Origin of the sequence: Rhodococcus sp. O3 (assembly GCF_048897285.1) — a bacterium.
GTDB lineage: Bacteria > Actinomycetota > Actinomycetes > Mycobacteriales > Mycobacteriaceae > Rhodococcus.
Map to the genome: position 1 here is coordinate 1 of NZ_JBMBTE010000163.1, position 9,187 is coordinate 9,187.

Here is a 9,187-nt window from a genome sequence, read left to right on the forward strand (position 1 = left end):
GGCGCATCCGCCGGACGTTCGATCGCCGGGGACGCGGCGGCGCGGCCGGCCGGCTCACCGTCGTCGGTGGCTTGCCACCCGGACTGCTGCACTGATTCCGCTTCCGCCGTCACGCGTGTCCGTCTCCCCCGTCGTGGTCACTCACGGTGCCCAGTATCACCGATGGGGCCCAGTATCTCCGACGGGCCCGCGTATTCGGGTGGGGCAGCATGTTCAGGTAGGTCAGCGTATTCGGGTGGGTCAGCGGCGCCGGCGGATGGACCAGCGGCGTGCCCCCGGCCACATCTGTTCCAGCCCGGGCAACAGCGACTGCGGTGCCTGCGCGGGGGAATCCTGGAGATGGGTGGGGATGTTGCTGAGCGCGCCGAGCAGAGAACTCGGCATCTGCGGCGCCCGACCGGCGGCATTGCGCAGCGCGTGACGTGCCTGCTGCTGGGCCTCCACCTCGGCTGCACACTCGGGGCACATCGCCAGATGCTGGGACGCGCGCAGGTACGCGTTCATCCGCAGTTCGCCGTCGACGTACGCCGCGACGGCTTCGCTGGCGAGATGCTCAGTGGAGCCGAACTGTCGGGGCGGGAACCCCATCGTCATCAGACCCTCCTGGCGGCTACCCCGCACGGACTCGACCGGACTCGTTCTCCGCATTCTGACGGAGATGCTCGCGCAGTGCCTGGCGACCCCGGTGGATGCGGCTGCGCACCGTCCCGAGTTTGACGCCGAGCGTGGCACCGATCTCCTCGTACGAGAGTCCTTCGATGTCACACAGCACCACTGCCGCACGATACTCCGGCGCCAGCGCATCGAGCGCGGACTGCAGGTCCGCGTCGAGACGGGCGTCGTGGTAGATCTCCTCCGGGTTCGGCCCTTCGGCGGGGACCCGGTCGTAGTCCTCGGGCAGCGCTTCCATGCGTATGCGGTTGCGGCGGCGCACCATGTCCAGGAACAGGTTCGTGGTGATGCGGTGGAGCCAGCCCTCGAACGTGCCGGGCTGGTAGTTCTGGAGGGACCGGAACACGCGGATGAACGTGTCCTGGGTGAGGTCTTCGGCGTCCTGCGCGTTGCCGGAGAGGCGGTAGGCCAGCCGGTACACACGGTCGCCGTGTTCGCGGACCAATTCGTCCCACGACGGCATCGCCCCACGATCGCCCGTGGCGTCGAAAACCGCCGTGCCGCTCAGCTCGGCGACCGCGTCACCGTCGGTGCTGCCGTCGAACACGTCGGAGGCGATAAGGGCCCCGCCGGAGGCGGTAAGGGCACGGCTGTCGCTCGTGGGGGTATCGACCATGTGGATCGCTGGATCCTCCTCTTCGGGACCGCCGATCGAGAACTGTCACGTACCCTGTCGAACGCCCGGGGCGGCCGGATTGTTCCCCGGCCTGTGTGACATCCGTCGACCGTTGCAGCGCGGTCTGCGCCGCGCAGTCTGCTCTGCGTCGTGGTTACACCCTCCCCTTTCCCCATGTGTCACCCCTATGAGTAACCTGAGGCGGAGCTGAGAATTCCTCCCCCGGGTCGTGCGCGCCTGCCTGCGCGAACGCGATCTCGACGCTAGCCTCGACCCGTGCAGACCAATGCCGAACGGATTCTGGCCCACGCCGAGAACGTCGTCGTCGAGGACGAGCTGCTCGTCGCGGCGCGCGAACGTGCCCTCGACCTGGGTGCCGATCCGATCCCGCCCTCCGTCGGCGCCGCGCTCGCCCTGTTCGCCCGGATGCTCGACGCGAAGACCGTCGTCGAGATCGGGACCGGCGCCGGTGTCAGTGGACTGTGGCTGCTGCACGGCCTGCGCGAGGACGGCGTGCTGACCACGATCGACAGCGAGCCGGAGCATCAGCGAGCCGCGAAGGAGGCGTTCCGCGATGCCGGGATCGCGGCCTCTCGCACCCGGCTCATCAACGGACGCGCCCTCGACGTGCTGCCGCGGCTCGCCGACTCCGGCTACGACCTGATCTTCGTCGACGCCACCCCGGCCGACCACCCGCACTACGTGCGCGAGGGTGTGCGTCTGCTGCGCCCCGGTGGGGTCCTGGTCCTGCACAACGCGCTGCTCGGGGGCCGGGTCACCGACCCGAGCGAACGGGACGCGACAGTGCTGTCGGTCCGGGACGCGGCACGCGCGGTTTCGGCGGACGACCGCCTCTCCCCGGTGGTGCTGCCCCTCGGTGACGGACTGCTGTGCGCGGTGCGGATCAGCTGAGCCGTACCGACCGGCCGAGCCGTACGGACCGGCCGAGCCGTGCGGACCGGCCGAGCCGTGCGAATCGGTCGGCTCAAGACTGCGCCGTCAGATCCACACACCCTTGCCGATCGCGACGACCCCGCCGTTGCTGACTGCGAACCTCTGACGGTCGCGTTCGAGATCGACACCGATGATCTCGCCGTCGCCGACCACGACGTTCTTGTCGAGGATCGCGCGACGCACCACCGCGCCCTTGCCGATGCGCACGCCCGGCATCAGCACGCTGCCCTCGACGGTCGCGCCGTCCTCGACCATGACGTTCGAGCTGAGCACCGAGTTGCGCACGGTCGCGGCGGACAGGATGCTGCCCGCCCCGACGATAGATTCCTGCGCGAGTCCGCCCTGCACGAACTTCGCGGGCGGCAGGTTCTCGGCGGCGCCGCGGATCGGCCAGCGCTTGTTGTAGAGGTTGAAGATCGGGTGCACGGACACCAGGTCCATGTGGGCGTCGTAGAAGGCGTCCAGCGTCCCCACGTCCCGCCAATAGGCGCGGTCGCGTTCGGTGGCGCCGGGCACGACGTTGTCGTTGAAGTCGTAGACGTGGGCAGCACCCTGGGCGACCAGCGCCGGGATGATGTCGCCGCCCATGTCGTGGTCGGAGTCGGAATTCTCGGAGTCCGCCCGCAACGCCTCCACCAGCACCTTGGTGGTGAACACGTAGTTGCCCATCGACGCGAATGTCACGTTCGGGTCGTCGGGAGTTCCGGGCGGGTGCGCGGGCTTCTCCAGGAACTGGGTGATGCGGCCCTGTTCGTCGCTGTCGATGCAACCGAACGCGTACGCTTCGCTGCGCGGCACCCGGATCCCGGCGACGGTGACGCCCGCGCCGGATTCGATGTGCTGGCGGACCATCTGCTCCGGATCCATGCGGTAGACGTGGTCGGCGCCGAACACGACGATGTACTCGGGATCCTCGTCGTACACCAGGTTCAGCGACTGCAGGATCGCGTCGGCGCTGCCGGTGTACCAGCGCGGGCCGAGCCGCTGCTGCGCCGGAACCGGCGTGATGTATTCGCCGGTGAAGCCGGACAGCCGCCACGTCTGGGAGATGTGACGGTCCAGCGAGTGGGACTTGTACTGCGTCAGCACGCAGATGCGCAGGTAGCCCGCGTTCACCAGGTTGCTCAGCACGAAGTCGATCAGACGGTATGCGCCGCCGAACGGCACGGCAGGCTTGGCGCGGTCGGCCGTCAGCGGGTACAGGCGTTTGCCCTCGCCGCCGGCGAGCACGATTCCAAGCACATGTGGCTGGCTCCTCACACAGTCAACCTATCCGCCACCCCACAACGCCGCCAGCGATGCGCCACATCGACACGCAGAGGTGATCCCGGTAGCCGGAACATCGCGGGCCCGATAGTTTGAGCGGGTGCGGGTGGCAATGATGACGCGGGAGTACCCGCCCGAGGTCTACGGCGGAGCCGGAGTGCACGTCACCGAGCTCGTGGCGCAGCTGCGACGACTCTGTGACGTGGACGTGCACTGTATGGGTGCGCCCCGCGAGGGCGCGTTCGTCCACGACCCGGATCCGGCGCTCGCCGGCGCGAATGCCGCGCTGACGACGCTGTCGGCCGAGCTGCGGATGGCGCACGCGGCGAGCGGCGTCGACGTCGTGCACTCGCATACCTGGTATTCCGGCCTGGCCGGGCACCTCGCGGCCGAACTGTACGACGTGCCCCACGTGCTCACCGCGCACTCGCTCGAACCGCGGCGGCCGTGGAAAGCCGAGCAGCTCGGCGGCGGTTACCGCATCTCGTCGTGGTCCGAACGCAACGCCGTGCAGTACGCCGACGCGATCATCGCGGTCAGTGCCGGGATGCGGCTCGACGTCCTCGACGCGTACCCGTTCGTCGATCCGGCGAAGGTGCACGTGGTCCGCAACGGGATCGACACCGGGGTGTGGCATCCGGGACCGGCGGAAGGGCCCGAATCGGCGCTCGACCGGCTCGGAGTCGATCCGGACCGGCCGATGGTCGCGTTCGTCGGCCGCATCACCCGGCAGAAGGGTGTCGGCCACCTGATCGCGGCGGCGCACCACCTCGACCCGGACATCCAGCTGGTGCTGTGCGCCGGCGCCCCGGACACCCCCGAGATCGCCGCCGAGACCGAACGCGCGGTCGCCGAACTGCAGGAGCGGCGCGGCGGCGTGTACTGGGTGCAGGAGATGCTGCCCACCGAATCGGTCCGCGAGATCCTCTCGGCGGCACGAGTGTTCGTGTGCCCCTCGGTGTACGAGCCGCTCGGGATCGTGAATCTCGAGGCGATGGCCTGCGAAACCGCCGTGGTCGCGTCCGATGTCGGCGGTATCCCGGAGGTCGTCCAGGACGGCGTCACGGGACGTCTCGTGCACTACAACTCGTACGAACCGCAGACCTACGAGCGTGCGCTCGCCGCGGCGGTGGACGAAATCGCGCTGGACGCGGATCTCGCCGCCCGGATGGGCCACGCCGGGCGCGATCGCGCTGTCGCCGAGTTCTCGTGGGCGCAGATCGCCCGGCAGACGCTCACGGTCTACCAGGACGTGGCCGCGCGCCGGTAAGCCGGCAGGCGTGGTTCAGGGCCGAGCCGGCAGGTGCGGTTCAGTCACGCCGGGTCCACACCGAGAGAGTGACGGCCGCCGTCACCGTGAACGGTTCGGGCAGGTCCGCCAGCAGCGCCGCGCGGCGATCCGCCGTGACGTGGTGGGCGGACGGTCCCATCCCCGCGAGCAGGGCCAGCTCGTCGTGGCCCAGCGCCATCGTGAATCGCAGCTCGTGGCGGTCCGTGCGCTCGAAGGCCCCGGACAGGGCCGCTCCGAGGCGTTCGGTCTTGCGGTCGTCGACCTGCACCATGCCGGGTAGCGCGACCAGTTCCTGCAGGTGCTCGGTCGTCGGGGTGACGACGACGAGGCGCCCGCCGGGTTCGAGCACCCGATGGGTCTCCTCGGCGTTGCGCGGCGCGAAGATCGACAGGACGTGACTGAGCGACCCGGTGCGCACCGGCAGCTGCCGCCACACGTCGGCGAGCACGGCACCGACGCGAGGATGGCTGCGGGCGATGCGGCGCACCGCGGGTTTGGAGACGTCGAGGCCGATGCCGCGCGAGTCCGGCAGCGCGTCGAGCACGGTGGCGAGGTACTGGCCTGTGCCCGCACCCACTTCGAGAATGCGAGCCGCCGGTGAGTTGTCGCCGCCGGCCGCGGTCTCGGCGCACGCCCGGGCGACGGCGTCGCGAATGGGGTCGTAGTGTCCGGCGGCGAGGAAGTCACCCCGCGCGGCGATCATCTCGGCGGTGTCGCCGGTGAAGCGGGTCGCGGCGCCGGTGAGGAGCGTGACGTAGCCCTGTTTCGCAACGTCGAAGTTGTGTCCGCTCTCGCACAACAGGGCGGAGTCGTCGAGGTCCATGCCGAGTCCGCACTGCGGGCACGCGAGCAGATCGGTCACCGCGTCGAGCACCGGCGCTCCTCAGGGTCGATGGCGTCGTGGAACGAGTCCGGGCCCCGCGCATCGAGGAGCGCAGGGCCCGGATCGTCCGAAATCGGACAGATCAGCTGGTAACACTCTTGAGTTCGTCACCGAGGGCAGCAGCCTCTTCCGGCGTGAGCTCGACGACCAGACGTCCGCCTCCCTCGAGTGGAACCCTCATGACGATTCCTCGTCCCTCTTTGGTTGCTTCGAGGGGACCGTCCCCGGTCCGGGGCTTCATGGCCGCCATCCTCTGCTCCCTCCAAATCTGCGCTCAACGACTGAGCGCCTGGGTTACCGTTGTGCCCGGACAGTTTATCGGCGGGCTCGCCTTCCCATTCTTCCCTATCCGGGCATGGACCGGGTAGCTGACTCCTCGGTCACATCACATTTTCTGGTCAAGCGTCCATTTGGACCCAGCAGTCCGCGACGTGGTCGTCGACCATTCCGGTGGCCTGCATCAGCGCATACGCCGTGGTCGGGCCGACGAAACGGAACCCTCGGCGCTTGAGCTCGCGGGCCATGGCGGTGGACTCGGGCGTGACGGCGGGGATCTGCGCGAGCGTTGCGATCCGTGCCGGGCGACGCGGTGGTGCGAACGACCACAGCAGCGTGTCGAGGTCCGTGTCGGCCAGATCCAGCACCGCGCGGGCGTTGGCGATCGCGGCGTCGATCTTGCGCCGGTTCCGGACGATTCGGGCGTCGGCGAGCAGCCGGTCGACGTCGGTGTCGCCGAATCGGGCGACCGCGTCGACGTCGAAGCCGGCGAAGGCCTCGCGGAATGCCTCCCGCTTGCGCAGGATCGTCAGCCACGACAACCCGGACTGGAACGCCTCGAGGCAGAGGCGTTCGAACAGTTCGTCGCGGCCGTGCAGCTCCCGGCCCCACTCGGTGTCGTGGTAGTCGCGGTACAGGGTGGAGCCGGGCGGGTCGACCGCCCACGGGCACCGCACCCGGTCGTCGCCGCTCACGGCTTCTCTCCCCGTTCGGCCTCCGAGCCCTCGGCTTCTCCCGTTTCGGCTTCTCCCGTCTCGGTCCGCGCGGCTTCGACGCGCGCGGCCTCGGCACGGGCGGCGACGGCGTCGGTCGCGATCGCTTCGGTCTCCGCGTCGGCATCGCCCTGGTGCGCGAACTCCTCCGCCGCACCCTCGTCCGTGTCGGCGTCGACGTCGGTATCGGTATCGGTGGGCTCGAAATCCTCGAATTCCCCCGCCTCGAATTCCCCCGCTTCGAAGTACCGTTCGCCGCTGTCGGAGGGGACCGGCACCCCGGCGCGCTCGTATTCGGCGACGCGGGCCCGCAGCCCGTCGATCTCCCGGGCCAGCCGGTCCAGCGCCCAGTCCACCTCGGACGTCTTGTAGCCCCGGACCACCTGCTGAAACCGCAGGTTGTGCACGTCGACGCCGGTGACGTCGGTAGCGGGCAGCACGGTCGCCGTGGTCCCCGGAGGGATCGGCGCCAGGGCCTCTCCCCGGCCGAACACAGCACTCGCGGCGGCGAACAACGCCGCGCCGACGACCACCATGACGACGACGTACAGCAGAACCGTCAGCATGTCCCGATCTTGGCACGGACCGCCGACATCAGCTCCTGGGCCTACCGATCAGGGTGTTCATCGGCGGCCGGTCGGTCAGTTCGACGTGGCGCTCGACCGGTACGAACGAGTCCCCGTCGACGAGGAACTGGGTCAGCGGCGCACCGGAGTCCGGGATACCGCAGCGACGCAGCATCGTGCCGATGATCTGCCGGCTCATGAGCCCGAGATCCGACAACGGCCGGTTCCGGTGCTTGCGGACACCGAGGTTGACCTGCGCGATGGCGCCGAGCCCGAGCCGATCGTAGGTGTCGAGGAGCAGACCGATCTCGACACCGTAGCTGGGCGCGAACGGCACCGCGGTCAGCAGTTCGCGGGTCCCCGCGTACTCGCCGCCGAGCGGCTGCAGCACGCACGTGAGTTCGGGACGCAACGCGGCCAGCAGCGGACGCGCCACCAGCTCGGTCACGCGACCGCCGCCGTTCGCGTCCTCGGTGCCGCTCACCCGCAGCGGCCGCCGGTAGTAGCCCTTGACCAGGTGGACACCGTCACCGAGCAGCAGCGGGCCGAGCAGTTTCGGCACGAACGCCGGGTCCGGCTTGATCAGATCGGAGTCGACGAACACGATCAGATCGCCGGTGGTGGCAGCGAGCGACCGCCACAGCACCTCGCCCTTGCCGGGCACCGGTTCGATGCCCGGCACCGCCTCCTCGCGGGTCAGGACCTGCGCCCCTGCGGCGCGTGCGCGTTCGGCGGTGGCGTCGGTCGATCCCGAATCCAGCACGATCAGTTCGTCGACGAGACCGCCGAGAAGCGGATGGATCGTGTCCACGACGGCTCCGACGGTCTTCTCCTCGTTCAACGCCGGCAGCACCACCGAGACGGTGCGTCCGGCCTTGGCGCGCTCGAGTTCGGCGACCGTCCAGCTCGGTTGGTCCCAGCTGTTCGTCTCGCCCCATCCCCGGGCCGGGGCGTCCGTTCCGACGCGGACCGGGGCGCTCATGCCAGACCCCGGGTCGTGCGCGCGGGCGGGCGGGTACCCGCGATGGCAGCGACCATGTCGACGACCCGGCGGGTCGCTGCGACCTCGTGAACCCGGAACATTCGCGCGCCTGCCGCGGCGGCCAGTGCTGTCGCTGCCAATGTGCCCTCCAACCGGTCGGCGAGTTCCACTCCCAGAGTCTCCCCGACGAAGTCCTTGTTGCTCAGCGCCATCAGCACCGGCCACCCGGTATTTACGAGAACGTCCACCCGACGCAACAACTCGAGCCCGTGATAGGTGTTTTTTCCGAAATCGTGGGTCGGGTCGATGAGAATCGAGTCCGCCGCGACACCGGCCCGGGCGGCGTTCTCGGCCGCGGCGACCACCTCGGCGGTCACCTGCCCGACGATGTCGGGATAGCGCACCCGGTGCGGACGTGTGCGCGGCACCGCGCCCCCGGTGTGCGAGCAGACGATGCCGGCACCGAGTTCGGCGGCGACCGCGACCAGGTCCGGATCGGCGCCCGCCCAGGTGTCGTTGATCAGGTCCGCACCCTCGGCGACCGCGCGCCGCGCCACGTCCGAGCGCCACGTGTCGACGCTGATGATCACCTCGGGGTAGCGCGCCCGGATCGCGGCGACGAACGGCACCACGCGCCGGGTCTCCTCCGCGTTGTCGACCACCTCGCCCGGTCCTGCCTTGACCCCGCCGATGTCGATGAGGTCGGCGCCCTCGGCGACGGCACGGTCGACCGCGGCCAGGGCCGCCTCGTCGGTGAACGTGGCACCACGGTCGTAGAACGAGTCGGGAGTCCGGTTGACGATGGCCATCACCAGCGCCCGGTCGGTCGCGACGGGCCGCCCGCACAGCGTCGGCAGCGGACCACCCGGTGCCTGCGCCGGGGCGCCGGAGGCCGGACGGGCGCCCTCGGGCACGGGGTCAGCGCAGCGACGCGGGTGGTCGCCGGAGGTGGCAGGGCCGATCATGAG

10 protein-coding genes and 1 pseudogene are annotated in these 9,187 nt (G+C 69.9%); 2 read left to right on the plus strand and 9 right to left on the minus strand.

Annotated features, from left to right (window positions below; genetic code table 11):
- Nucleotides 1-240: 240 nt before the first annotated feature.
- Complete coding sequence (locus ACN675_RS25970) at nt 241-594, minus strand: zf-HC2 domain-containing protein (protein WP_420753571.1); 354 nt, start codon at nt 592-594, stop codon at nt 241-243.
- 16 nt (nt 595-610) lie between these two features.
- On the minus strand, nt 611-1,288 hold the full coding sequence (gene sigE, locus ACN675_RS25975) for an RNA polymerase sigma factor SigE (protein ID WP_420753572.1): 678 nt from the start codon (nt 1,286-1,288) through the stop codon (nt 611-613).
- Between the two features lie 276 nt (nt 1,289-1,564).
- Between sigE and ACN675_RS25980 the strand changes: the two genes are divergently transcribed.
- Nucleotides 1,565-2,200, plus strand: a complete 636-nt coding sequence (locus tag ACN675_RS25980) for an O-methyltransferase (protein WP_197250096.1) — start codon at nt 1,565-1,567, stop codon at nt 2,198-2,200.
- Nucleotides 2,201-2,287: 87 nt separating this feature from the next.
- Here ACN675_RS25980 and glgC read toward each other — a convergent pair whose 3' ends face one another.
- Entirely contained in the window at nt 2,288-3,502 is a 1,215-nt protein-coding gene (gene glgC, locus ACN675_RS25985) for a glucose-1-phosphate adenylyltransferase (RefSeq protein ID WP_197250097.1), read from the minus strand.
- A 106-nt stretch (nt 3,503-3,608) separates the two neighbouring features.
- On the opposite strand from glgC, the gene glgA reads away from it, so the two are divergent.
- Nucleotides 3,609-4,778: a glycogen synthase gene (glgA, locus tag ACN675_RS25990; protein ID WP_420753573.1), complete on the plus strand. Its 1,170-nt coding sequence runs from the start codon at nt 3,609-3,611 to the stop codon at nt 4,776-4,778.
- A gap of 40 nt (nt 4,779-4,818) precedes the next feature.
- Here glgA and ACN675_RS25995 read toward each other — a convergent pair whose 3' ends face one another.
- The 6 genes and pseudogenes from ACN675_RS25995 to folP all read right to left on the minus strand — a co-directional run bounded on the left by ACN675_RS25995 (nt 4,819) and on the right by folP (nt 9,184).
- Nucleotides 4,819-5,673, minus strand: a complete 855-nt coding sequence (locus ACN675_RS25995; protein WP_420753574.1) for a putative RNA methyltransferase — start codon at nt 5,671-5,673, stop codon at nt 4,819-4,821.
- Between the two features lie 91 nt (nt 5,674-5,764).
- Complete coding sequence (locus ACN675_RS26000) at nt 5,765-5,932, minus strand: DUF3117 domain-containing protein (RefSeq protein ID WP_006554284.1); 168 nt, start codon at nt 5,930-5,932, stop codon at nt 5,765-5,767.
- A 148-nt stretch (nt 5,933-6,080) separates the two neighbouring features.
- Entirely contained in the window at nt 6,081-6,653 is a 573-nt protein-coding gene (locus tag ACN675_RS26005; RefSeq protein WP_420753575.1) for a DNA-3-methyladenine glycosylase I, read from the minus strand.
- Between the two features lie 269 nt (nt 6,654-6,922).
- Nucleotides 6,923-7,237, minus strand: a pseudogene (locus ACN675_RS26010) (DivIVA domain-containing protein); the annotation flags it as partial.
- 28 nt (nt 7,238-7,265) lie between these two features.
- Nucleotides 7,266-8,219, minus strand: coding sequence for a glucosyl-3-phosphoglycerate synthase (locus ACN675_RS26015; RefSeq protein ID WP_420753576.1), 954 nt, complete (start codon nt 8,217-8,219; stop codon nt 7,266-7,268).
- Entirely contained in the window at nt 8,216-9,184 is a 969-nt protein-coding gene (gene folP / locus ACN675_RS26020) for a dihydropteroate synthase (protein WP_420753577.1), read from the minus strand. The genes ACN675_RS26015 and folP overlap by 4 nt, the downstream gene beginning before the upstream one ends.
- Between the last annotated feature and the right edge of the window lie 3 nt (nt 9,185-9,187).